Annotated in this window: 18 protein-coding genes and 1 pseudogene; 7 read left to right on the top strand and 12 right to left on the bottom strand. The window is 62.6% G+C overall.

Annotated elements, in window-relative coordinates; genetic code table 11:
• Positions 1 to 100: 100 nt before the first annotated feature.
• The 3 genes from nhaB (at position 101) to ACI7M0_RS09385 (ending at position 3342) form a co-directional block, all read left to right on the top strand.
• Positions 101 to 1603 (top strand): sodium/proton antiporter NhaB, encoded by a 1503-nt coding sequence (nhaB, locus tag ACI7M0_RS09395; RefSeq protein WP_104961304.1) that lies wholly within the window; start codon positions 101 to 103, stop codon positions 1601 to 1603.
• A gap of 146 nt (positions 1604 to 1749) precedes the next feature.
• On the top strand, positions 1750 to 2295 hold the full coding sequence (locus ACI7M0_RS09390) for a lipocalin family protein (protein ID WP_104886356.1): 546 nt from the start codon (positions 1750 to 1752) through the stop codon (positions 2293 to 2295).
• A gap of 87 nt (positions 2296 to 2382) precedes the next feature.
• Positions 2383 to 3342, top strand: coding sequence for a ribonuclease Z (locus ACI7M0_RS09385; protein ID WP_129931989.1), 960 nt, complete (start codon positions 2383 to 2385; stop codon positions 3340 to 3342).
• Here ACI7M0_RS09385 and ACI7M0_RS09380 read toward each other — a convergent pair.
• Both ACI7M0_RS09380 and ACI7M0_RS09375 read right to left on the bottom strand, forming a co-directional pair.
• On the bottom strand, positions 3339 to 4622 hold the full coding sequence (locus ACI7M0_RS09380) for a Zn-dependent hydrolase (RefSeq protein WP_121161322.1): 1284 nt from the start codon (positions 4620 to 4622) through the stop codon (positions 3339 to 3341). The genes ACI7M0_RS09385 and ACI7M0_RS09380 overlap by 4 nt on opposite strands.
• 49 nt (positions 4623 to 4671) lie before the next feature.
• Positions 4672 to 6162: an NCS1 family nucleobase:cation symporter-1 gene (locus ACI7M0_RS09375; RefSeq protein ID WP_121161320.1), complete on the bottom strand. Its 1491-nt coding sequence runs from the start codon at positions 6160 to 6162 to the stop codon at positions 4672 to 4674.
• A 342-nt stretch (positions 6163 to 6504) separates the two neighbouring features.
• Between ACI7M0_RS09375 and hydA the strand changes: the two genes are divergently transcribed.
• The 3 genes from hydA to preA all read left to right on the top strand — a co-directional run bounded on the left by hydA (position 6505) and on the right by preA (position 10723).
• Positions 6505 to 7944, top strand: coding sequence for a dihydropyrimidinase (gene hydA, locus ACI7M0_RS09370; RefSeq protein ID WP_014590358.1), 1440 nt, complete (start codon positions 6505 to 6507; stop codon positions 7942 to 7944).
• A 136-nt stretch (positions 7945 to 8080) separates the two neighbouring features.
• Positions 8081 to 9448, top strand: coding sequence for an NAD(P)-dependent oxidoreductase (locus tag ACI7M0_RS09365; RefSeq protein ID WP_129931990.1), 1368 nt, complete (start codon positions 8081 to 8083; stop codon positions 9446 to 9448).
• Positions 9449 to 10723: an NAD-dependent dihydropyrimidine dehydrogenase subunit PreA gene (preA, locus tag ACI7M0_RS09360; protein ID WP_064491940.1), complete on the top strand. Its 1275-nt coding sequence runs from the start codon at positions 9449 to 9451 to the stop codon at positions 10721 to 10723.
• A 133-nt stretch (positions 10724 to 10856) separates the two neighbouring features.
• Here the strand turns inward: preA and ACI7M0_RS09355 are convergent, their stop codons facing one another.
• The 5 genes from ACI7M0_RS09355 to gnd all read right to left on the bottom strand — a co-directional run bounded on the left by ACI7M0_RS09355 (position 10857) and on the right by gnd (position 16299).
• Positions 10857 to 11477 carry a TetR/AcrR family transcriptional regulator gene (locus ACI7M0_RS09355; RefSeq protein ID WP_028697673.1) on the bottom strand — a complete coding sequence of 207 codons (621 nt, stop codon included), beginning with the start codon at positions 11475 to 11477 and terminating at the stop codon, positions 10857 to 10859.
• The gene (locus tag ACI7M0_RS09350) at positions 11477 to 11833 is read right to left on the bottom strand and encodes a VOC family protein (RefSeq protein ID WP_003251273.1); all 357 of its coding nucleotides are present in this window, start codon (positions 11831 to 11833) and stop codon (positions 11477 to 11479) included. The genes ACI7M0_RS09355 and ACI7M0_RS09350 overlap by 1 nt, the downstream gene beginning before the upstream one ends.
• A gap of 66 nt (positions 11834 to 11899) precedes the next feature.
• On the bottom strand, positions 11900 to 13696 hold the full coding sequence (locus ACI7M0_RS09345; protein WP_129931991.1) for a glycoside hydrolase family 15 protein: 1797 nt from the start codon (positions 13694 to 13696) through the stop codon (positions 11900 to 11902).
• A 117-nt stretch (positions 13697 to 13813) separates the two neighbouring features.
• A complete protein-coding gene (gene zwf, locus ACI7M0_RS09340; RefSeq protein WP_012051802.1) occupies positions 13814 to 15319 on the bottom strand; it encodes a glucose-6-phosphate dehydrogenase in 1506 nt (501 codons plus the stop codon).
• Complete coding sequence (gene gnd / locus ACI7M0_RS09335; RefSeq protein WP_064491943.1) at positions 15316 to 16299, bottom strand: phosphogluconate dehydrogenase (NAD(+)-dependent, decarboxylating); 984 nt, start codon at positions 16297 to 16299, stop codon at positions 15316 to 15318. The genes zwf and gnd overlap by 4 nt, the downstream gene beginning before the upstream one ends.
• Before the next feature lie 202 nt (positions 16300 to 16501).
• Here gnd and ACI7M0_RS09330 point away from each other — a divergent pair, with 202 nt between their 5' ends.
• A complete protein-coding gene (locus ACI7M0_RS09330) occupies positions 16502 to 16669 on the top strand; it encodes a DUF6026 family protein (RefSeq protein WP_014860810.1) in 168 nt (55 codons plus the stop codon).
• A 42-nt stretch (positions 16670 to 16711) separates the two neighbouring features.
• Here the strand turns inward: ACI7M0_RS09330 and ACI7M0_RS09325 are convergent, their stop codons facing one another.
• The 5 genes and pseudogenes from ACI7M0_RS09325 to ACI7M0_RS09305 all read right to left on the bottom strand — a co-directional run bounded on the left by ACI7M0_RS09325 (position 16712) and on the right by ACI7M0_RS09305 (position 22681).
• On the bottom strand, positions 16712 to 16969 hold the full coding sequence (locus ACI7M0_RS09325) for a PAAR domain-containing protein (protein ID WP_129931992.1): 258 nt from the start codon (positions 16967 to 16969) through the stop codon (positions 16712 to 16714).
• Positions 16970 to 17023: 54 nt separating this feature from the next.
• Complete coding sequence (locus ACI7M0_RS09320; protein ID WP_129931993.1) at positions 17024 to 17986, bottom strand: PoNi-like cognate immunity protein; 963 nt, start codon at positions 17984 to 17986, stop codon at positions 17024 to 17026.
• Between the two features lie 15 nt (positions 17987 to 18001).
• A complete protein-coding gene (locus tag ACI7M0_RS09315) occupies positions 18002 to 18955 on the bottom strand; it encodes a PoNi-like cognate immunity protein (RefSeq protein WP_177413595.1) in 954 nt (317 codons plus the stop codon).
• Positions 18956 to 18965: 10 nt separating this feature from the next.
• Positions 18966 to 20369 carry a hypothetical protein gene (locus ACI7M0_RS09310; protein WP_129931995.1) on the bottom strand — a complete coding sequence of 468 codons (1404 nt, stop codon included), beginning with the start codon at positions 20367 to 20369 and terminating at the stop codon, positions 18966 to 18968.
• Positions 20366 to 22681 (bottom strand): annotated as a pseudogene (locus tag ACI7M0_RS09305) (type VI secretion system Vgr family protein). Before ACI7M0_RS09305 ends, ACI7M0_RS09310 begins: the two are co-directional and overlap by 4 nt.
• Positions 22682 to 23525: the final 844 nt, after the last annotated feature.

Here is a 23525-nt window from a genome sequence, read left to right as displayed (position 1 = left end):
CCAATGGCCGTACATGTGCCAAAAACGGGACTGTGCGCCTTGCCTAAGACGCGTATATCCGGCACCGTGCGCCATCGCTGAATTATAAGGATACATATTTATGTCACGCCCCCTGACCGGCGCCCTCGCCCACGGTTTTCTGGGCAAGTCGCCGATTTGGTACAAGGTGGTCATCTGCCTGTTTTTGGTGCTCAACCCGCTGTTGTTGGTAACCATTGGCCCGGTTGCGACCGGCTGGGCACTGGTGCTCGAATTCATCTTCACCCTGGCCATGGCCCTGAAATGCTACCCGTTGATGCCCGGTGGCTTGTTGCTGATCGAAGCCCTGCTGTTGCAGATGACCACGCCACAGGCGCTGTACGAGGAACTGCAGCACAACTTCCCGGTAATCCTGCTACTGATGTTCATGGTCGCCGGCATCCACTTCATGAAGGAACTGTTGCTGTTCCTGTTCTCACGCATTTTGCTCGGGGTGCGTTCCAAGGCCATTCTGGCGCTGCTGTTTTGCGTACTGTCGGCGTTTCTATCCGCGTTTCTCGATGCCCTGACCGTCACGGCGGTGATCATCAGCGCTGCGGTCGGCTTCTACGCGGTGTACCACCGCGTCGCGTCCGGGGCCAATCCGCGCGAGGACAGCGCACTGGAGAGCGACCAGCAAGTCGCTCACCTGCACCGGGAAGACCTCGACCAATTCCGCGCCTTCCTGCGTAGCCTGCTGATGCATGGCGCTGTGGGTACCGCTTTGGGCGGCGTTTGCACGTTGGTGGGCGAGCCGCAGAACCTGTTGATCGGCCACGAGATGGGGTGGCACTTCGTCGACTTCTTCTTGAAGGTGGCGCCCGTATCGCTGCCAGTGCTGGGTGCTGGCCTGGTGACCTGCGTGCTGCTGGAAAAAGCGCGCCTGTTCGGCTACGGCACGCTGATGCCCGAACCGGTGCGCAGGGTGCTGACCGCCTATGCGGCCGAAGACGATGCGGCGCGCACCCAGGCCCAGCGCATCGCGCTGTGGGTACAAGGGCTCGCTGCACTGATCCTGATCATCTGCCTGGGGCTGCATGTGGCCGAGGTCGGCCTGATCGGCCTGATGGTGATCGTACTGATCACGGCCTTCACCGGCATCACCGACGAGCACCGCCTGGGCCGTGCCTTCCAGGACGCCATGCCGTTCACTTCGCTGTTGGTGGTGTTCTTCGCCGTGGTCGCGGTGATTCATCAGCAGCAGCTTTTCAGCCCATTGATCAACTGGGTGCTGACGCTGCCGGCCGAACAGCAACCGGGCATGCTGTATCTGGCCAACGGCTTGCTGTCGGCGATCAGCGACAATGTGTTCGTTGCCACCATCTACATCACCGAAGTGAAGCAGGCATTTCTCGATGGCAGCATGAGCCGCGAGCATTTCGAAACCCTGGCGGTGGCGATCAACACCGGCACCAACCTGCCAAGCGTGGCGACGCCGAACGGGCAGGCGGCGTTCCTGTTCCTGCTGACCTCGGCCATTGCACCGCTGATCCGGCTGTCGTATGGGCGGATGGTGTGGATGGCGCTGCCCTATACCGTGGTGATGGGCGGGTTGGGATGGTGGGCGGTGACGTACTGGCTGTGAGGCAGGCCTGTGCGGACCTGTGCGGGGCCTTTCGCGGGCAAACCCGCTCCTGCATGGGTTTCGCCGCAGGCAAGATCGTCTACAACTTTTTCCCCGCACAGGCGTCGAAACACAGGTACGCCCCATCCGCTCCAAGGAGGTCACCCATGGCGCTGCGCACAACACTGCTGCTTTCCTGCATGACCCTGGCCCTGCTCGGCTGCGCCGGCAACGATCACCCGGCACCGCCGCGTACCCAGCAGGTGGACCTGCAACGCTATCAGGGTACCTGGTACGAACTGGCGCGACTGCCGATGTTCTTCCAGCGTAACTGCGTGAAGTCCGAGGCGCGCTACGGCTTGCGCGAGGACGGCCGTATCGATGTAACCAACCGCTGCCAGGAAAAGGACGGCCAGTGGAATGAAGCCCAGGGCATCGCCGAGGCTCAGCAACCGGGCAGCACCGACAAGCTGTGGGTGCGCTTCGACAACTGGTTCAGCCGCCTGGCACCGGGCCTGACCAAGGGTGAGTACTGGGTGCTTTACCACGACAAGGACTACCGCGTGGCACTGGTCGGCCACCCCAACCGCGAGTACCTGTGGCTGCTTTCGCGCACGCCAGCGGTCACCGACCAGCAGCGCGAGCAACTGCTGACAATCGCCCGAGAGCAAGGTTATGACACCAGCGAGCTCATCTGGCGGCAGGATAACTAGCAGGCCGTCGACGGCGGGCGGCAATCCGGCTAAGGTGTGCGCCCCGTATCACCTTGGCCGCTTCTGGCCTGAAACAGGAGCCTGAGCATGGACCTGCTGTTCCTTGGCACCTCCGCCGGGGTGCCCACCAAGGCACGCAATGTCAGCGCCACAGCCGTGATCGAAGCCAGTGGCAGCCACTGGTATCTGGTCGATTGCGGCGAAGGCACCCAGCACCGCCTGCTGCACACCCCGCTTTCGATCCGCGACCTGCGCGCGATCTTCATCACCCACGTGCATGGAGACCATTGCTTCGGCCTGCCTGGCCTGCTGGCCAGCGCGGGCATGAGCGGGCGCACCCAGCCGCTGGAAGTGATCCTGCCCGCCGTACTGCACGACTGGGTACGCCAGGGCCTGGTTGCCAGCGACACCTTCCTGCCGTTCGAGCTGCGCCTGTTGTCCGTGGAAGAGCTGATCGCATGGCGCAGCGAGACCCTGCAGGTGACCACCGTGCAACTGTCGCACCGGGTGCCCAGCGTGGGTTTCGTATTCACCGAAATCAACCCTGAGCCACGCCTGGACATCCAGCGCCTGGACGCCGAGGGCATACCGCGTGGTCCGCTGTGGGGCGAGCTGGCCAAGGGGTTGACCGTGACGTACAACGGGCAACTGCTGAACGGCAACGACTACCTGCGCCCTTCGCGTCCGCCCCGGCGGGTGATCGTGTGCGGGGACAACGACAAGCCAGAACTGCTGGCAGCCGTCGCCAGGGGTGCGGATGTACTGGTGCACGAAGCCACCTTCACCCAGACGGTGGTCGAACGCACCGGGGGCACGTTCGGCCACAGCACCGCCGCTGAGGTGGCACGCTTTGCCGAGGCCGCTGGCGTGCGCAACCTGGTACTGACGCATTTCAGCGCCCGCTACCAGAACGACCCACGGCGCAGCCCGCACATCGACAACGTGCGCGACGAGGCCCTCGCCCATTACAGCGGGCAGTTGACCCTGGCGCAGGACCTGCAGCGCTATCACCTTGGCCGTAACGGCCTTCTTGAGGCCAGTGCCTAGGCCGCCAGGCGCCCGCTGGCAATTGCCTCCGACGCCGCCAGCATCGCCCGCAACAAGACCGCGCAGCCCGCCGCCAGGTCTTCGGGCGTGGCGTTCTCGATCTCGTTATGGCTGATGCCGTTTTCGCACGGCACGAAAATCATCCCCGCCGGCCCCAGCTCGGCCAGGAAGATCGCGTCATGCCCCGCGCCACTGACGATGTCCATGTGCGGCAGGCCCAGCGCCTTGGCCGACTCGCGCACGGCGTCGACACAGCCTTTGTCGAAGTAAAGCGCCGGGAAGTCGGCCGTGGGCACCAGCTCATGGCTCAGGCCATGCTTGGCACAGGTCGCCTCGATCACCCCGCGCACATCGGCAATCATCGCATTCAACTGCTCGCCCTCGAGGTGGCGGAAGTCCAGGGTCATGCGCACTTCGCCCGGGATCACGTTACGCGAGCCCGGGTACGCCTGAAGGCAACCCACCGTGCCACAGGCGTGGGGCTGGTGGGCAAGTGCCGTGCGGTTGACCGCCTCTACCACAGCGGCTGCACCCACCAGGGCGTCCTTGCGCAGGTGCATCGGCGTAGGGCCGGCATGGGCTTCAACACCGCGCAGGGTCAGGTCGAACCACTTCTGGCCCAGGGCGCCGAGGACCACGCCGATGGTCTTGGCCTGGTCCTCAAGGATAGGACCCTGCTCGATATGCGCTTCGAAATACGCCCCCACCGGGTGCCCCGACACGGCACGCGGACCGGCGTAGCCAATGGTGTTCAATGCTTCGCCAACGCTGACACCCTGGGCATCGCGCTTGGCCAGGGTGTCTTCCAGGGTGAACTTGCCGGCGAACACCCCAGACCCCATCATGCACGGCGCAAAACGCGAACCTTCTTCGTTGGTCCACACCACCACTTCGAGCGGCGCTTCGGTTTCCACGCCAAGGTCGTTGAGGGTGCGGATCACCTCCAGCCCGGCCATCACCCCGAAGCAGCCATCGAACTTGCCGCCAGTGGGCTGGGTGTCGATATGGCTGCCGGTCATCACCGGCGGCAGCTTGGGGTTACGGCCCGGGCGGCGGGCGAATATGTTGCCGACGGCGTCGATGCTGACCGAGCAACCAGCCGCCTCGCACCACTGCACGAACAGATCACGGGCCTGGCGGTCGAGGTCGGTCAAGGCCAGGCGGCAGACACCGCCCTTGGCAGTGGCACCGAGCTGGGCCAGGTCCATCAGCGACTGCCACAGGCGGGTGCTGTCGACGTGACGGGCGTTGGTCTTCAGGATCTCTTTGACGGGGGTCACGGGCTTCTCCTTCAGGCTTCTTATTGTTTGTACGGGCCTCTTCGAGGCCTCAAGGCGAGGGTTTGGCCAGCCGCACCGGGTTGCGTGCCGCCAAACCGCCAAGCATGGCGTACAGTGCACCGCCCAGCAGCGAGCCGGTGAACCAGCCGTAGTCGTAGAACCAGCTGAAACTGCTGTTGCCAATCGCCATTACCGTCAGCCCAACTGGCAAGGCGAAGGCGGCAAAACCGGCCCAGTTCCACGCGGGATACACGTCGTCGCGGTATAGCCCGGCCAGGTCCAGCTTCTGCCGCCGGATCAGGAAGTAGTCCACCACCATGATGCCGGCAATAGGCCCCAACAAGCTGGAATAGCCCAGCAGCCAGTTGGAGTACACGCTCTCCAGGCTAAGGTCAGAGACAATCAGGCCCAGCTTCTTCAGCAGTTCATGCCCCATCAGCGCCAGGCCGATAAAGCCGGTCAGCCATACCGCGCGGCTTCGGCCGATCAGGCGTGGGGCAATGTTCTGGAAGTCATTGGTGGGCGAGACGATGTTCGCCGCGGTGTTGGTCGACAGCGTGGCGATCACGATCAGCGCCATGGCCAGGGCCACCCAGAACGGGCTTTGAATCTTGCCGATCAGGCTGACCGGGTCGGACACCGTCTCGCCCACCAGCGACGCCGAAGCGGCGGTCAGCACCACACCCAGCGCAGCGAACAGGAACATGGTCAGCGGCAGGCCGAAGATCTGCCCGAGAATCTGATCCTTCTGGCTGCGGGCGTAGCGGCTGAAGTCGGGAATGTTCAGCGACAGTGTCGCCCAGAAACCGACCATGGCCGTCAGCCCGGCGCAGAAGTAACTGACCACGCTCGCCCCTTCCGGGCGCTTGGGCGGCTGTGCCAACAGCTCGGTCATCGACATGTGCGGCAAGGCCCAGAACAGCAGACCGACGCCCACCGCCACCAGCAGCGGTGCCGACAGCGTTTCCAGCCACTTGATCGACTCGGCGCCGCGCAGCACCACCCACAGGTTCAGGCACCAGAAGATCATGAAGCCAATCACCTCGCCTGTCCCGCCCAGCGCCTTCCAGCCGTCGAACACCGAACCCAGGAACAGGTGAATGGCCAGCCCGCCAAACATGGTCTGGATACCGAACCAACCACAGGCCACCACCGCGCGGATCAGGCACGGTACGTTGGAGCCGAGAATGCCGAACGACGAACGCAGCAGCACCGGAAACGGGATGCCGTACTTGGTACCGGGAAAGGCATTGAGGGTAAGCGGTATCAGCACGATTACGTTGGCCAGCAAAATCGCCAGCAGCGCTTCGCCAACGCTAAGGCCGAAGTAGGCGGTGAGCACACCGCCGAGGGTGTAGGTGGGTACGCAGATGGACATGCCCACCCACAGGGCGGTGATGTGCCATTTGTTCCAGGTGCGCTGGTGCACCTTGGTCGGTGCTATGTCGGGGTTGTAGCGCGGGCTGTCGAGGACATCGCTGCCCTCGGACAGCTCGAACAGGCCATCTTGCTCGACCACTTCCGATCTGCTCTGTTGCATAGGCCCTTCTCCAGTTTTTCTTCTATTTTTTCGCTCATCAGGCTGATTCGATGACCGGAGTTCGCACGCGGAATGTGCTTAGAAATCTCGACCAGATTTTCATCTTGTCAAGTTAGTCAAATACCCGGAAAACCCCGGAGCCCATTCGCGCGTTAATTTTTTCCTATTGATATCAACAACTTAAAAACCACAAATTTAATGGGAAAATTTTCTTGCTGAATCCAGAATCAGCATCTAGCCTCGAATCTTGTCAGGCCTGACAGGATTGACCGCCCTGCCCGTCCTGCATCCATGACAATGCAAAGAACCGGCCAAGACCGGTCAGCCTGCGAGGAAAACGGCATGTCCCTGTTGATCCGTGGCGCCACCGTGGTTACCCACGAAGAGAGTTACCCCGCCGATGTCCTGTGTGCCGATGGCCTGATCCGTGCCATCGGGCAAAACCTCGAACCGCCCACCGACTGCGAGATCCTCGACGGCAGCGGCCAGTACCTGATGCCTGGGGGCATCGATCCGCACACCCACATGCAGTTGCCGTTCATGGGCACGGTGGCCAGCGAGGACTTCTTCAGCGGCACCGCTGCGGGCCTGGCTGGCGGCACCACCTCGATCATCGACTTCGTCATTCCCAACCCGCAGCAGTCGTTGCTGGAGGCCTTCCACACCTGGCGTGGCTGGGCCCAGAAAAGCGCCAGCGACTATGGCTTCCACGTCGCCATCACCTGGTGGAGCGAGCAGGTGGCCGAAGAGATGGGCGAACTGGTGGCCAAGCACGGGGTGAACAGCTTCAAGCATTTCATGGCCTACAAGAATGCGATCATGGCCGCCGACGATACCCTGGTGGCCAGCTTCGAGCGTTGCCTGCAACTGGGCGCGGTGCCCACCGTGCATGCCGAAAACGGCGAGCTGGTGTACCACCTGCAGAAAAAACTGCTCGCCCAGGGCATGACCGGGCCGGAAGCCCACCCGCTGTCGCGCCCCTCGCAGGTTGAAGGCGAAGCGGCCAGCCGCGCCATCCGCATTGCCGAAACCCTCGGCACGCCGTTGTACCTGGTGCACATTTCCAGCCGCGAGGCACTGGATGAAATCGCCTATGCCCGAGGCAAGGGCCAGCCGGTGTATGGCGAGGTGCTGCCCGGCCACCTGCTGCTGGACGACAGTGTCTACCGCGACCCGGACTGGGCCACCGCCGCCGGTTATGTGATGAGCCCGCCGTTCCGCCCACGCGAACACCAGGAGGCGCTGTGGCGCGGCTTGCAGTCGGGCAACCTGCACACCACCGCCACCGACCACTGCTGCTTCTGCGCCGAGCAGAAAGCCATGGGCCGCGACGACTTCAGCCGCATCCCCAACGGCACCGCCGGCATCGAAGACCGCATGGCGGTACTGTGGGATGCCGGGGTCAACAGCGGGCGTTTGTCGATGCACGAATTCGTCGCGCTGACCTCTACCAACACGGCGAAAATCTTCAACCTGTTCCCGCGCAAGGGCGCTATCCGCGTGGGTGCCGATGCCGACCTGGTGCTGTGGGACCCGCAGGGCACCCGCACCATCTCCGCCAAAACCCACCACCAGCAAGTGGACTTCAACATTTTCGAAGGCCGCACCGTGCGCGGCATCCCAAGCCACACCATCAGCCAGGGCAAGGTGCTCTGGGCCGATGGCGACCTGCGCGCCGAGCCGGGCGCGGGGCGCTATGTGGAACGGCCGGCGTACCCGGCGGTGTATGAGGTGCTGGGGCGCCGGGCCGAGCATCAGCGGCCGATGCCTGTTCAGCGCTGAAGTCATTGGGGCTGCTGTGCAGCCCATCGCGACGCAAGGCCGCTCCCACAAGGACCGCCATCGCCTGTGGGAGCGGCCCCAGAATCGACCGCAATACCTGTCGCCTGCACCAAAAAAAAATAGAGAGGCTACAACCGTGACCAACGCCCTGAACCATTTGCCGCGCCCCCGGGCCGGCGCCGACCAGTTGGCCGAGCGCTTCAGCGACCTGGCCCCACCCCTCACCGCGCGCCAGGCCGCCCTGGAAAGTGCACGCTGCCTGTACTGCTACGACGCCCCCTGCGTCAACGCTTGCCCCAGCGAAATTGACATCCCCTCGTTCATACACCGCATCAGTGACGAAAACCTGCAAGGCGCCGCCGAGCGCATTCTTTCGGCCAACATTCTGGGCGGTAGTTGCGCCCGCGTGTGCCCCACCGAAATCCTCTGCCAGCAAGCCTGCGTGCGCAACAACGCCCAGGAATGCGCGCCGGTGCTGATCGGCCAACTGCAGCGTTACGCCCTGGACAACGCCCAGTTCAGCGCACACCCGTTCAAGCGCTCGGCAGCCACCGGCAAGCGTATCGCCGTGGTGGGCGCCGGCCCGGCAGGGCTGTCCTGCGCCCACCGCCTGGCCATGCACGGGCATGACGTGGTGGTGTTCGAGGCCTGCGACAAAGCCGGTGGCCTCAACGAGTACGGCATCGCCCGCTACAAGCTGGTAGACGACTATGCCCAGCGTGAAGTGGATTTCTTGTTGGGCATTGGCGGTATCGAAGTCCGCCATGGCCAGCGCCTGGGTGGCAACCTCAGCCTGGGCGAACTGCGCGATCAGTACGACGCGGTGTTCCTGGGCCTCGGCCTGAATGCCGTGCGCCAGCTAGGGCTGCCCGACGAGGAAGCACCCGGCATGCTCGCCGCCACCGAGTACATCCGTGAGCTACGCCAGGCCGATGACCTGAGCCAGCTACCGTTGGCCGACCGCTGCCTGGTGATCGGTGCTGGCAACACGGCCATCGACATGGCCGTGCAGATGAGCCGTCTGGGTGCCCGCGACGTCAACCTGGTTTATCGCCGTGGCCACGCCGACATGGGCGCGACCGGCCACGAGCAGGACATTGCCAAGGCCAACCAGGTACGCCTGCACACCTGGGCCCGCCCTGATGCCGTGCTGCTGGATGACGCCGGCAGGGTCCGCGGCATGCGTTTTGCCCGCACCGAGCTGGCGGAAGGCCGCCTGCGCGATACCGGCGAAACCTTCGAGCTGGCTGCGGACGCCATTTTCAAGGCCATTGGCCAACGCTTTGACGATGCCAGCCTCGCCGACCCGGTGGCTGCGCAACTGGCCCGCGAGGGTGAGCGCATCCGCGTTGACGAAAACCTGCAGACCAGCCTGCCGGGCGTGTACGCAGGCGGCGACTGCACCGCGCTGGGGCAGGACCTTACCGTGCAGGCCGTGCAACACGGCAAGCTGGCCGCCGAAGCCATCCATGCCCAACTCATGCTCAACGTGGAGGCAGCGTAAATGGCCGACTTGTCTATCGTATTTGCCGGCATCAAGGCACCCAACCCCTTCTGGCTGGCCTCCGCACCGCCAACCGACAAGGCCTACAACGTGGTCCGCGCCTTCGAGGCCGGCTGGGGCGGCGTGGTCTGGAAGACCCTGGGCGAAGACCCTGCGGCGGTCAACGTGTCGTCGCGCTACTCGGCGCACTATGGCCCCAACCGTCAGGTACAGGGGATCAACAATATCGAGTTGATCACCGACCGCTCCCTGGAAATCAACCTGCGCGAGATCACCCAGGTGAAGAAGGACTGGCCCGACCGCGCACTGATCGTGTCGCTGATGGTGCCGTGCATAGAGGAATCGTGGAAGTTCATCCTGCCGCTGGTGGAAGCCACGGGGGCCGATGGCATCGAGCTGAACTTCGGTTGCCCGCACGGTATGCCGGAGCGCGGCATGGGGGCGGCCGTCGGCCAGGTGCCGGAATATGTGGAAATGGTCACCCGCTGGTGCAAGACGTACTGCGCGCTGCCGGTGATCGTGAAGCTTACGCCGAACATCACCGATATCCGCCAGTCGGCCCGCGCCGCGCATCGAGGCGGGGCCGATGCCGTGTCGTTGATCAACACCATCAACTCAATCACCAGCGTCGACCTGGACCGCATGGTGGCCCACCCGATCGTCGGAGACCAGAGCACCCATGGCGGTTATTGCGGTTCGGCAGTGAAGCCGATTGCCTTGAACATGGTGGCGGAAATCGCCCGCGACCCGGAAACGCGGGGCTTGCCGATTTGTGGCATTGGCGGCATCGGCAACTGGCGTGACGCCGCCGAGTTCATGGCCCTGGGCAGTGGCGCCGTGCAGGTGTGCACGGCAGCGATGCTGCATGGTTTCCGTATCGTCGAGGACATGCAGGACGGCCTGGCACGCTGGATGGACCAGCATGGGCATGCCACTATCGAAGCGTTCCGCGGGCAGGCGGTGGGGCACACCACCGACTGGAAATACCTGGATATCAACTATAAATCGGTAGCGCACATTGACCAGGAGGCGTGCATTGGCTGCGGGCGCTGCCACATTGCGTGCGAGGACACCTCGCACCAGGCGATTGCCAGCACGCTGAAGGCTGACGGCACGCATGCCTACAGTGTGATCGAAGAGGAATGCGTAGGCTGCAACCTGTGCCAGATCACCTGCCCGGTGGAAAACTGCATCGAAATGGAGGCACAGGATACCGGCAAGCCGTACCTGAACTGGACGCAGGATCCGCGTAACCCGTACCGCGAGGCCAGTTGAAGCAATGGGGGCTGCCATGCAGCCCTTCGCGGGCTTGCCCGCTCCCACAGGACTGCGCCATTTCTGAGGACAGCGCAGAACCTGTGGGAGCGGGCAAGCCCGCGAATGCCGCGCAGCGGCCTCCATCGCCGGTTCACGGCTCCAGCCCGATCCCCCTCAAGATTACGCTGGTCACCGTCTGCACCGCACTCTCGAACGCCATGTCCGACAGCATCTCGCCGCCGTTTAGCAACTGCACCTGGTAGCCGAAGTCGGCGTAATGCTGGGTCGAGGCCCAGATCATGTACAGCAGCGCCGACGGCTCCACCGGCAGGATGCGCCCCTCTTCCACCCAACAGCGGATCTTGGCTTCTTTCATCTTCGCCCAGGGCACCAGGCTTTCGTCGAGGTTAACCCCCAGCACCGGCGCCCCGTGCAGCATCTCTTCGGCCCAGATTTTCGAGCCCAGCGGCCGCGAGCGCGAATGCCCCATCTTCGCCCGGATGTAGCTGGTCAGCACCACACGCGGGTCGTCGAAGTTCTCGAAGCACAGGGCGTCCTGCTTCCACACATCCAGCAGGTCCTGCAGCACCGCGCGGAACAGCTCGTCCTTGGTGCTGAAATAATAATGCAGGTTGGAGCGTGGCAGCTCAGCCTGCTCGGCGATATCCCCCATGGAGGTGGCGCCATAGCCCTTCTCGGCAAACACCTTTTCCGCCGCTTGCAGGATTTTTTCGATATTGCGTCGGCGGATTTCGATCTTGTGATTGGCCATCAGGCTTGGGCCGTCCACACCGCCAGCTCATAACCGTCCGGGTCGATGAAATGAAAGCGCCGCCCGCCGGGGAAGGCAAAGGTCGCCCGGCTGATTTTCGCCCCGGCAGCTTCGATCCGTTGCTGCGTGGCCTCCAGGTCGTCAGCGTACAGGATGACCAGCGGCCCGCCCGGGCGCACCGGCTCACCCGTGGTGAAGCCACCCGTCAACCGGCCATCGCTGAACTCGGTGTAGGTCGGCCCGTAGTCGGTGAACGCCCAGCCAAACACACTGCCATAGAAGGCCTTGCTCCGTGAGATGTCGCTGACATTGAACTCGATGTTGTCGATCTGCCGGTCAGTACCGCGAATGCCCATGTATGCTCCGTGCCGAAAGGGTTTGGCCTAGTCTACTCCGGTCAAGGCAGTCGCCCTACTCATTCGCTACCCACAACGCGCCCGGTCGCGCGCCGGGCACTGTGCGCGGTGCAGATTCAGCGCGGTGTTGATGATGCCTATCTGGCTGAAGGCCTGGGGGAAGTTGCCGAGCATGCGCTGGCCGGCCGGGTCGTACTGTTCGGCCAGCAGGCCGAGGTCGTTGCACAGGCCGGTCAGGTGTTGGTACAGCGCTTCGGCTTTGGCCTGGCGCCCCAGTAATACATAAACGTCAGCCAGCCAGAACGAACACACCAGGAAGGTGCCCTCTCCCGGCGTCAGGCCGTCGCTGCAGCTGTCACTGTCATAGCGCAGCAGCAGGCCGTTCTTCATCAGACGCTGTTCGATCTGTTCGAGGGTGCGCATGAAGCGTGGGTCATCCGCCGGCAGGAAGCCGGTCAGGGCGATCTGCAACAGGCTGGCGTCCATTTCGGTCGAACCATAGGCCTGGACGAAGAACCGGCCGCTGGGGTCCAGGCCGTGCTCGCACACGTCGCGGTGAATCTCGTCAGCCACCTGGCGATAATGCTGCCCACGCTCGCGGCCTTCTTCCGTGGTGTCGGCCAGCCCTGCGGCGCGGTCGAAGGCGACCCAGGCCATCACCTTGGAGTGCACGAACTGCTGCCGGCCGCCACGCACTTCCCAGATGCCTTCGTCCGGCTCGCGCCAGATGCGTTCGACATAAGGCAATATCAAGCGCGAAATGGCGGCGCTGCGCGGGTGGCGGGGCAACCCGCCCTTGATCGCCTGGGTCATCGCATCGGCCAGTTCGCCATAGATGTCCAGTTGCCTCTGCGCCGAAGCGGCGTTGCCCACCCGCACCGGCTGCGAATGCTCATAACCGGCCAACCACGGCAAGGTGTACTCCTGCAGGTCGCGCTCGCCAGCCAGGCCATACATGATCTGCATCTGCTCGGGGTTGCCGGCCACCGAGCGCAGCAGCCACTCGCGCCAGGCCTGGGCCTCGTCGAAGTAGCCAAGGTTCATGAAGGCCAGCAGGGTCATGGTCGCGTCGCGCAGCCAGCAGAAGCGGTAGTCCCAGTTGCGCTCCCCGCCCACACGCTCGGGCAGCGACGTGGTGACGGCAGCGACAATACCGCCGGTGGGAGCGTAGGTCATGGCCTTGAGGGTGAGCAGCGAGCGGCGCACCAGGGCGGTATACGGCCCTACCTGCGGGCAGCGGTCGGCGAAGGCCTGCCATTGCTCGCAAGTGTTTGCCAGGGCTTGGTCGATGTTGCAGTCAGGCTGCACCGGCAAGTGCGAGGGCTGGTGACGCAGGCTGAAGACCTGGCGCTGGCCCGTGCTGACGCGAAAGCGGCAGCCGGTATGGTGGTCGCGGGCTTGCGGGGGCACGGTGCTGCACAGGATCAACCGGTCAGGGCCGGCGACGGCGCTGAGGGTCAGTGGGTCCAGTCGTTCCACCCAGGGCACGCTGCGGCCGTAGTCGAAGCGCATGACCAGGTCCATTTCGAAATGGGTTTCGCCAGACAAGCCTTCGACGATGCGCACCACTGAATTGACTTCGCCCAGGGGCATGAAGTCGAGCACCCGGGCACGACCGCTGGCGGTGACCCAAGTGGTTTCCAGCACCAGGGTGTCGCCCAGGTATTGGCGGCTGCTGTGCGTTACCGGGTCGCAAGGGGCCAGGCGCCAGCGGCCATTTTCTTCGTTGCCCAACAGGGCCGCGAACACGGCGGGGGCGTCGAAGCGTGGCAGGCACAGCCAGTCCAGCGCGCCATCGCGGCTGACCAGCGCCGCACTGCGGCAGTTGCCCAGCAGGGCGTAGTCTTCGATATGGGCAGGCATTAGGTCTCCTTTGTGTGGTTGCCTGTGCTGGCCTCTTCGCAGGTGCCTGAGGGAAAATGGAATTCCCTGCAGGCGCGGGCTTGCCCGCGAAAGGGCCAGCACAGGCTTGCAAACCTCTCACCCCAACCGGTGCCACTCCCGCTTGTCGCGAGTCAGCAATTCATTGCCGGCCTCAGGCCCGTCTTCGCCAGCCGAGTACTCATGCACTTCGCCGCCCTGGGCCCAGGCATCGAGAAACGGCTGCACCGCTCGCCAGCCGTTTTCGATGTTGTCAGCCCGCTGGAACAGGGTCTGGTCACCGGTCAGGCAGTCATAGATCAGCGTCTCGTAGCCAGTGGCCGGGGTCATCTTGAAGAAGTCCTTGTAGGCAAAACCCAACTCGACATTCTCCATCACCAGCTCTGGCCCGGGCCGTTTGGCTTGCAGGTCGAACCACATGCCTTCATTGGGCTGGATCTGGATTTTGAGGTAGTTGGGTTTGGGCCGTTCCAGCTCCGACTCGCGAAACTGCGCATACGGTGCGGGCTTGAAGCAGATGGCAATCTCGGTGTCACGCACGCTCATGCGCTTGCCGGTGCGCAGGTAGAACGGCACGCCGGCCCAGCGCCAGTTGTCGATCATCACCTTCAGCGCCACGTAGGTCTCGGTCTGGCTATCCGGCGCGACGTTGGCCTCCTGCCGGTAGCCTGGCAACGGCTTGCGCCCCTGCTTGCCGGCGCTGTACTGGCCTCGTACGGAATTCTTCAGGGCCATTTTTGCCGACCATGGGCGAATAGCGCCGACCACCTTGGCCTTTTCACCGCGCACCGCATCGGCGCCGAACGCGGCCGGCGGCTCCATGGCCACCATCGCCAGCAACTGGAACAGGTGGTTGGGCACCATGTCGCGCAGGGCGCCGGTGCTGTCATAGAAGGCACCACGGGTCTCGACACCGACGGTTTCCGCTGCGGTGATCTGCACGTGGTCGATGTAGTGGTTGTTCCAGAACGATTCGAACAGGCCGTTGGAAAAGCGGCTGACCAGAATATTCTGCACCGTCTCTTTGCCCAGGTAATGGTCGATGCGGTAGATCTGCCGCTCGCCCATCACCTTCAGCAGGCAGGCGTTGAGCGCCTCGGCGCTGGCCAGGTCGGTGCCGAACGGTTTTTCTACCACCACCCGACGAAAGCCACCGGCAGATTCGTCCAGCAGGCCGGCCTGCCCAAGGCGCTGCGCCACCTCGGGGAAGAAGCGCGGCGACGTGGCAAGGTAGAAGATGGCGTTGCCATGGCGGGTCTTGTCGATGCGCCTGGCCAGGGCCTGGTAGGTGGCCGGATCGAGAAAGTCGCCCGTCTGGTAATCCAGGCGCTTGGCCAGGCGGGCCCATAGTTTCTCGTCCAGGCACTTGGCGCTGCCCTCGCTTCCTTTGTCACGCTCGACCATGAACGCGTGCAGGCGCGCGGCGAAATCCTCGGCGCTGGCCGGGTTATGGTCAACGCCGACGATGCGCAGGTTACGGTCCAGCAAACCGTCACGGCTGAGGTTGTACAGCGCGGGCATCAGCAGGCGCTTGACCAGGTCGCCATTGGCGCCGAACAGGAACAGGGTACAAGGGGGGGCGGCCGCAAGGGTCTGTTTAGTCATTCGCCTTTCTTCTCGACGTGGCCACCGAAGCCCAGGCGCATGGCCGAGAGAATCTTGTCACCGTAGGTGCCCTGTTGCTGGCGCGAACGGAAGCGCGCGAACAGTGCGCTGGACAACACCGGCACCGGCACCGCCTGCTCGACGGCGGCGTCGATGGTCCAGCGGCCTTCGCCACTGTCGGACACCGAGCCACTGAATTGCGACAGCTGAGGGTCGGCCACCAACGCATCGGCGGTGAGGTCGAGCAGCCACGAGGTCACCACGCTGCCGCGTCGCCATACTTCGGCAATTTCGGCCACGTTCAGGTCGAAGCGCTGGTCTTCGGGCAGCTCGTTGCCGCCTTTGCTGCGCAGCAGGTCGAAGCCTTCGGCATAGGCCTGCATCAGGCCGTACTCGATGCCGTTATGCACCATTTTCACGTAGTGCCCGGCGCCGGGTGGGCCGGCATGGATGTAGCCGTGCTCGGCACGCTGGTGCTCGCCGCTGCGGCCATGGGTACGCGGGATGTCGCCTACGCCCGGCGCCAGCGCCTTGAACAGCGGTTCGAGGCGCTCGAACACGTCCTTTTCGCCGCCGATCATCATGCAGTAGCCGCGATCCAGGCCCCACACGCCGCCGGAAGTCCCGACGTCCAGATAATGCAGGCCGCGCTTGGCCAGTTCGGCGGCGCGGCGCATGTCGTCCTTGTAGAAGGTATTGCCGCCGTCGATGATCGCATCGCCCGGCTCCAGCATTTCGGCCAGCTGGGCGATGGTCTGCTCGGTGGCGTCGCCAGCCGGCAGCATCACCCATACCGCGCGCGGCGCTTTCAGCTTTTGTACCAGTGCACCGAGGTCATGCGCGCCCTGGGCGCCTTCGCCCTCCAGGCCGGTGATGGCTTCACGGTTGCGGTCGTGCACCACGGTGCGGTGACCGGCGCGCATCAGGCGCCTTGCGATATTGCCGCCCATACGGCCCAGCCCGATGATTCCCAGTTGCATGAGCCAATGCTCCCTTTTCGAAATGGATGACGACAGTCCAGCTTTTCAGATTAGTCCAGCATGCCGCCCGAGGGTTCAGCGACGAACGGCAAGACCACAATAAACAAAAAAGTTCCCAAGCCCGGTGAAAGAATTCAGAATGCGCCCCGCGTGAAGCGTCTACGCTTTGACTTGTCACCAGCCAAAACCGCGAGGTGTGCTCATGGGTACATTGATGCCAGCAACCCCACCCCAGACCCTCTATGTCTCCGTGCGCCGTGATGAGCTGCGTAAACTTAAAGACGAACGTGACCAGCTGCGTCAGCAGGTCGCCCAGTTGAACCTGCTGTTGGCGCAAGCGCGCACCGATGGCAAGGCCGTCAGCCTCTGATCTTGCCCATTCCCTGTGGGGGCTGAACCGCTCCCACTTCGCTTAATCGAGCAACCAACTTTTATCGCCATTTTCCAGGACGCCGCCATGACTGGTAGCATCGCCTACCCTAGCAAGCGGCTGTCCTTCATCCATCATCAGCGCCGAGCCGCTGGTGATCGCCGCCCCACAGCCGAGCCTGTCGCCAACCCTGGCGGCCGCCCTGCCGTTGACGAAGAACAGGCTGGAGCCGCTGCTGACGCTGGTGGAGCCGCACAATGGGCAATGGTGAGGGTGACCAAGCAGAACGATGGCAGGCATTGTCGCCACTCCTGAATCATGTAAAGCGCCAGGCACTCATGCCGGCAGCGCCAATCAGAATGTCCTCGACAGCCGCCAGTGCACCACCTGGCCATCGATCTTGGGGAAGGGTGTCTGGTGCATGAACACCTGTTCACCCACACTGCGCTCGACGCAGGTGTAATGACCGGGCCATGGGCAAGGGGTGCCAGAAGGCCAGCCAGGAGCGTCCTCGCGCCTGGCGGTTTCCGGGTCGCGGAACTGCTTGCCCAGTCGTCGGTAATGCGCCCTTGCGATGAGTGCCTTTGGAAAAAAATGTGGGGCGCTCTCCAGAGCATCCCTTGGCACAGACCATAAAAACGCTACCAGCGCCGCTTCGAATGCCCAGTAGCCCAGGTGGTCACCCCGTGCCCGGGCATGGCGCTCGTGCCAATAGCAGACGTGCGCCTTGGCATACCAGCGTTCGAGATAGCGCAAGAGCGCTTCATGCTGCGCTTGGCCACGCAGGTCGAGGCTCTCCAGCAAGGCGGCGTAGGTCTCGGGGTGAAGCAGCGAGGTCCCCGGGTATGCCTTGCCCAGCCGCAGGAACAGGCGATGCAGCAGCAGGTCGGGGCTGCGCTCGTCGTCCTGGTTCAGCCAGCCCAGCACCTGGCCGACACGATCGGGGTAACCGCACAGCACGGCCAACGACAGCAGCCACAAAGCAACCCGGTATTCGTCCGCCACCCAGGGGCGCAGTTGCTCGCAGGTTGTCGGGTACGCCGTAAAATGCCGGGTGAACTGGGCGAACGCGTAATCAACATAGGCCTCCACCAGTTCCATCGGCTCGCCACCCGAGTAGCGCTGGATGGCCAGCTCAAGTGCCATGTGCGCCCAGTCGCGACTGAGGCCACGGTAATGATGCTTGCGCTCGGCGGACTCGGCCAGCAATGCCTGGGTATCAGGGTCGGCAAACTCCTGCTCTTTTTCACGGGTCGAGGCGTGGTAATGCTGCTCGACCATCCACGGGTCGCGCTTGATGCTGTCGAACGGGTCCATAGGCCCTCCCGCACGCTATAAGCCTTTCACCAAGCGCCAAACCACGGAGCGCCCATTTTCGCTCGGCATCTCTACGCCTTGCATGAATGTCTGAGGCCCTACAGCCCATTCATCACACACCCACACTCCCGTGCGCGGGCAAATTTCACCCGACTTGGCAAGTGCATCCGAATACGGCGCACTTTGCAGGTGTTCTGGGAAGCTTTTGATCACTTGACGCTTGCGAGCATCGTCTACCAAATCCTTCGGGTAAAAAGGAAGGTCTCTGTAGGGTGCATCGTCGACGCCCCACAGCACAGTGACCAATCCTGCCTCAAATGCCCAGTAGCCAAAGAAACCCGCATCGCTTCGTACTTTGTGCCGATCATGCCAATAACAGTTGCGCATGCCTCGATACCACTGCTTCAGGTAACTACGCATTGACTGTTGCTGCTCATCCTTCTCAGTATTTAAAGCATTGAGCAATTCATGATAAGGGCGCTCATGAATCAATGTGCTCCCAGGGATAGTCACCCCAACACGAGAAAACAGTTGTCGCAACAAGATGTCTTCACCGTCATCAGGATCTTTACTTAAATAGCCTACAATTTGCGTGAGGCGCCCGGGCATATTCAACAGCACTGCCAAAGACAAAAGCCAAAGAGCAAATTGGTATGCGTCGGGCTCCCATAGTTTCAGCGAGAAGCTCGGATAGGCCTGTTTATGACGCTGAAACTGAGAAAACACGTGCTCAGCATAGGGCCGGAGGGTCTCTAATGGCTCGCCTCCTGAATACAACTCAATCAATAGCTCAAGTGATTGATAGCACCACCCCCAACTTAACCCCTCCACATTAACATAATCTGGCCAAGACTTAGCCAAAAACTCTTCAGCGCTCCGCTCAAAATATTTCTCCTTCAGATAAGACACATCATCCACATAAAGCTTCTCTTGCAGGAGCGGCTCTCTTTTAACCCGATCAAAATGCACCTGACACCTCCTATCGAACAGTATCAACAATGGCTCTAGCATTACCGTCGAGCTTAGTCACACTCGATACGACCCCGTTTTCGTTTACAACTATTAGCCACCGCTCGTACCCCGCCTCTCGAATCGCATCTCCCTCCTTACGCCCCAACGCGCTTTGTAATCTGGGGCCAATCCACGCATCACTCATCTGCCGGGCACTCGGATACCCCTCACTCCCCTTCGTAACCGGCAAACTACCCGGCGAAAACACGCCCCCCGTTCGATACTTGGTCTCGGTAATAATGAACGGCGGTGGCGGATGGGCATTACGATAGACGCCATCCAGCCCACGCCCGGTGGGTTTCATTTCCAGGCTGCGAGGCCCACGCGCGGCGGACAACAGGTTTTCATGGCCCTTGCCGAGCATGTACTGATCACTAACCACCTCCCCATAAATGCCCTTCTGCGCCCGCGTCGCCGTCGCGTGATCGAACACGTGCACATTGGCACCCTGCGCAGCGACTGTCGGCGACGTGGGCACGGGCGGGCCGAGCACACCTTCGGGGCGCTCAAGGTAACGCGGGCGCATGCCGATGCCAGAGGTCACCCGCCCACCACTCATGGCCATGGGCACCGGCTTTTGCGCATGCACCCCGGCTTGCGCAACCTGCGCGGGCAGGTCGCTGGCCTGCTCCAGAACCTTGGCCAGCCTGGCATCGAGCTGCATCAGCGCATGCGGGATTTCCCGCAAGGCATGCACCTGCACGGCGTAGAACTGCGCTTCCATGGCCTGCAACCGCACCAACAGGTGCGAGGCCGCCTGGTTGAACGGCCAGTTGCCCAGGTAGCTGCGAAGCTTTGCCGTTGCCGCGAGAACCTTGGTCAAAAACAGGTTCAGGTAGGCCAGCAAGTCCTTTTCATAGCTCGCGAACCTGACCTGGTGCAGCCAGAACTCCACGCTGCCGCGGGTGAACTTGCCGAGAAACGCAACCACTGTCTGCAGGATGACCTGACTTTCACGTATCAACAGCAAGCACAAACCACGCAAGAACGCTGCTGCTTCCTGCCCAACCAGTGCTCCTGCCACCGAGCCCACGGGCGTGCCCACAGCCCCCGCCACAGCACCGATGATCGGCGCGATCAAGGTCATCAGGCAGGCCACCAGCAACACCCACTCTTGCCATTCTGGCGGCTGCGGCGTTGCCTGGCTGCCGTCCGCCGCGTAGCGCTTGCCCAGGCGCAGGCACACCGCAGCCAGGTCGCGGGCACTGAGCACGATCACCACCCCCGGCACCAACGACAGCAGCATGTCGGCGATGACCACGCTCAGTGGCCGCTCCTCGGCAAACTCGCCAAGCACCAGGTCACGCAGCCAGCCAAAGCCGTCGGCCACTTTTTCCACTGCTTCATCCAGCCAGTCAGCTGTCGAACTCATGGCTGGCCACCTGCCGAGGTGCAGCCGGCAAGCAATGCCTGCAAGGCAGTATCCAGCTCGGTAGCGGTCGTCAGCTGCAGCGGGCCAGGGCCAACTTCGTAGCGCACCTGGGCGCTGCAACCGGGGGTAACGCCAGCCAGGCGGGCATAGCCGTTCTGGTCGACCACGCCCTGGCGCTGGGTGCCATCGGACAACGTTGCCACGTAGGCCGTGCCCGCAATCGGCGTACCGTCGGCATGCACCAGGCGAAACTCGATTTCGTCCTGCTCGGGTGCAGGCGGCACTCCGTAACGTGCAGGCGCCTTGACCTGGGCGATGGCGTATAAAAGCAGTGGTTCGGGGCAACCGATTTCGATGCGGCCATCGCTCAGCTTGATAAAGGCCCCGCCGCAGCTCAGGGTCAGCGACGTTCGGCTGTCGATATGCACGTGGCCGTGATGACTGGTGATCGACACATCCTCATCGGCGTCGACCCGCAGTTGCCCGCCGACCTGCACGCGCTTGTCCAGCGCGACCTGCTCGGTGGCCTCAAGGCCGACCATTACACTTAGCCCCCCGCCAACGGCCAGCGACTTGCCTAGGCCAATGCTTTCGACTTTGCCAAGGGCGACCGTTTCGCGCTTGCTGGCGCCAACCGTGACGCTGCGGTTGCCACCTATGTCCACCACTTCGTCATGCTCGACGCGTTCGCTACGGTCATTGCCAATGAGCGTGGTTTCGTTGTGTTTCACAACATTGTTCTGGTCGCGCTCGGCATGAATGAACACTTCCTGCCGCCCCAGCTCGTCCTCGAAGCGCAACTCGTTGAAGCCATCGCCTTTATGGGTCTGGCTCTTGATGGTCATGCGGGTCTTGTGATCCGGAAGGTCGTACGGCGGCAGCTGGTCACCGCAATAGGTGCGCCCGGTGATCATCGGCTGGTCGGGGTCGCCATTGACGTACTGGACAATCACATCCTGGCCGATACGCGGGATGGCCATCGAACCCCAGCTGCCACCGGCCCAGCCTTGCGACACCCGTACCTAGCAGGAACTGAACTCGTTGTTCTTGCTCTCCCGGTCCCACGGGAAGCTGACCTTGACCCGCCCCCATTCGTCGCAATAGATCTCCTCACCAGGCGGGCCGACCACGGTAGCCATGTGTGGGCCATCAATGCGCGGCTTGGCCATGGGGGCCGGGCGCCACTCGGCCATGCCCTGCACCAGCAGCGCATCGTTCACGTAGCGGGTGCCTTGTTCTGCGCCAGCAGCTTCTTCCTGCAGGCTGGTGAGCTGGGTACCTTCGTGACTCAGGCTGATCACGCGCCAGTGAACATTGAGGTCTTCCCGCGGGTGGCCGATGAGGGTGAAGCTCAGACCTGTCTGCAGGCGCACGTCGTCGCCCTGCACTTTGGCCAGGCATGCGTCGTGGCGCAGCGCCGTCAGCCGTGTTTCAGTGAAGGGCTTGCCCACCGCATCGCGCTTGTAGCGCCCCGGGTAATCAAAGCGCTCGTAGTCCAGTGACTGGTGCGTGACGCCATTGGTCTGGGCCTTGTGCTCCTGCCGGTAGGCCGGGTTGGTGAAGGTGTAGTCGCGCTGCACTTGCCGCGCAGTACGTACCTGCTCGCAATAGCGCAAGCGCCGCAGGCAGGCGCGGGCCTGGTCGCCACCACTGCTGGCGTGGTACAGCACCTTGTCGGGGCCGACATCATCCTCATCCAGCCAAAGCGCCTCGTCTTCCCCTACCTTGAGCGCGCCCCGGCTGAGCAGCCCAAACGACAGCAAACGGTCGGTAACGATCAGCGTGTGCTGCCGGGCGCAGTGTTCGAAGCGGTAGACGAACCCCTCTTCAGCGGCAAGGCGATGGATGAAGTCGAGGTCGGTTTCACCCGCCTGGACACAGAACTCCCGCACCTGGTGCTGCGCGCTGCTTTTCAGCTCAAAGCGGGTGATGCCCTGACGCTTGAACATGAGTTCAAGAATCTGCGGCACGGTTTTGTGCTGAAAGATCCGCCAGTTCGAACGCAACCGCGCGCGGGCCAGCTGCGGCTCGACCACGGCGTGGTAGCGCGTGCGACAAAAGCCGGTTTCACCCTGGCTGAAGGCACTGACCAAGCCATGCACATGACGCAGTGGCCGGTCTGCGCAATAAAGGGTGAATAACGCAGGCTTGTCGAGGACGTGGCCGAAGTCGATATCACTTTCGTAGCTGACAAGTTCCAGGTTCAGTACAAATGGCTGGTTGAGGGCTTCATCCAGCTTGAATGAAACCACTTCGAATTCCGTGCGCCCGGCGAGTGCCTGAAAACTGAAGCGAAAGTCAGACTGTTTCATGAGTTGCTCTACCCGCCATCATGTTTATCGGCGAAAAAACAACCACACCCTGGCTTTCTTCAAGATGAGAATGTCGAACGAAATTGGCCTGCCACCAAGGTGCAAGCCCGCTAAATGCTTGGCATTTCGGGCTTCACCCCATGATGGCGATCAGGATGAGGCAGTGGATTGAGGAGCAACCTAAACCGTATCACCACGATAAGACAGGAACGGTGGGTTTAATATAAATGGAGATTCCGCAGGCAATTTCCTACAGCATGAACTTACAACTTTTTATCATGCGATCCGTTTGCCTGACTGCCGACCCTGTAACTCAGATAATTATTCGAGCCAAACTTTTGGAACTGCTTGGATACTCGCCCCTGTGCAGGGCGTCGCACCGATATAGGACTGGGCACATCCGGACATGCACCCGCAGCCCCATTTGGCGGTACAAGCACGCACCAAAATAGTGCGCAACCGTCATGAATGGGGCATGCCGTTCGCCCCTCACTCTCTTCGCCAGCCATGCGTTCACATCCGCTTCCATACGCCAACGTTTGCGTCTATTCCGCAGCATCTCAATGGTGACCAGTGGGTCACCTTTTTATCTATTTCTCTCCTACACTCAGGTTTCGGCCCGCCATTTGCTCAATGGAAGAGTGACGAAAAAAGTCGAACTTTACGGAAAGCGGGCAGGTCAGGAACTAAGTAGGCCAAACGCAAAGGGACTTCCCAGCCACGGCCACCAACCCAACAGCCCAATCGCTTTCGGCCGGAACGCCGATCGCGCCGTGCGTGCGCGCACAACACTGGGGCATGGAACGCACTACGCAGCATTCAGCAAGCAGAGAGAACCAGCACG

Origin of the sequence: Pseudomonas sp. 10(2024) (assembly GCF_045164175.1) — a bacterium.
GTDB lineage: Bacteria > Pseudomonadota > Gammaproteobacteria > Pseudomonadales > Pseudomonadaceae > Aquipseudomonas > Aquipseudomonas alloputida.
Note: the sequence above shows the minus strand (reverse complement) of the source record. Positions and strands in the feature narration are given on the sequence as shown.

Bases quoted from the DNA above. Each gene is read 5' to 3' on its own strand.
- ACI7M0_RS09355 (WP_028697673.1), bottom strand. From the start codon at position 11,477: ATGGCCAATCACAAGATCGAAATCCGCCGACGCAATATCGAAAAAATC.
- ACI7M0_RS09330 (WP_014860810.1), top strand. From the start codon at position 16,502: ATGGGTACATTGATGCCAGCAACCCCACCCCAGACCCTCTATGTCTCC.
- ACI7M0_RS09390 (WP_104886356.1), top strand. From the start codon at position 1,750: ATGGCGCTGCGCACAACACTGCTGCTTTCCTGCATGACCCTGGCCCTG.
- hydA (WP_014590358.1), top strand. From the start codon at position 6,505: ATGTCCCTGTTGATCCGTGGCGCCACCGTGGTTACCCACGAAGAGAGT.
- ACI7M0_RS09325 (WP_129931992.1), bottom strand. From the start codon at position 16,969: ATGCCTGCCATCGTTCTGCTTGGTCACCCTCACCATTGCCCATTGTGC.
- gnd (WP_064491943.1), bottom strand. From the start codon at position 16,299: ATGCAACTGGGAATCATCGGGCTGGGCCGTATGGGCGGCAATATCGCA.
- ACI7M0_RS09310 (WP_129931995.1), bottom strand. From the start codon at position 20,369: ATGAGTTCGACAGCTGACTGGCTGGATGAAGCAGTGGAAAAAGTGGCC.
- ACI7M0_RS09375 (WP_121161320.1), bottom strand. From the start codon at position 6,162: ATGCAACAGAGCAGATCGGAAGTGGTCGAGCAAGATGGCCTGTTCGAG.
- ACI7M0_RS09350 (WP_003251273.1), bottom strand. From the start codon at position 11,833: ATGGGCATTCGCGGTACTGACCGGCAGATCGACAACATCGAGTTCAAT.
- ACI7M0_RS09345 (WP_129931991.1), bottom strand. From the start codon at position 13,696: ATGCCTGCCCATATCGAAGACTACGCCCTGCTGGGCAACTGCCGCAGT.
- ACI7M0_RS09320 (WP_129931993.1), bottom strand. From the start codon at position 17,986: ATGGACCCGTTCGACAGCATCAAGCGCGACCCGTGGATGGTCGAGCAG.
- preA (WP_064491940.1), top strand. From the start codon at position 9,449: ATGGCCGACTTGTCTATCGTATTTGCCGGCATCAAGGCACCCAACCCC.
- zwf (WP_012051802.1), bottom strand. From the start codon at position 15,319: ATGACTAAACAGACCCTTGCGGCCGCCCCCCCTTGTACCCTGTTCCTG.
- ACI7M0_RS09385 (WP_129931989.1), top strand. From the start codon at position 2,383: ATGGACCTGCTGTTCCTTGGCACCTCCGCCGGGGTGCCCACCAAGGCA.
- nhaB (WP_104961304.1), top strand. From the start codon at position 101: ATGTCACGCCCCCTGACCGGCGCCCTCGCCCACGGTTTTCTGGGCAAG.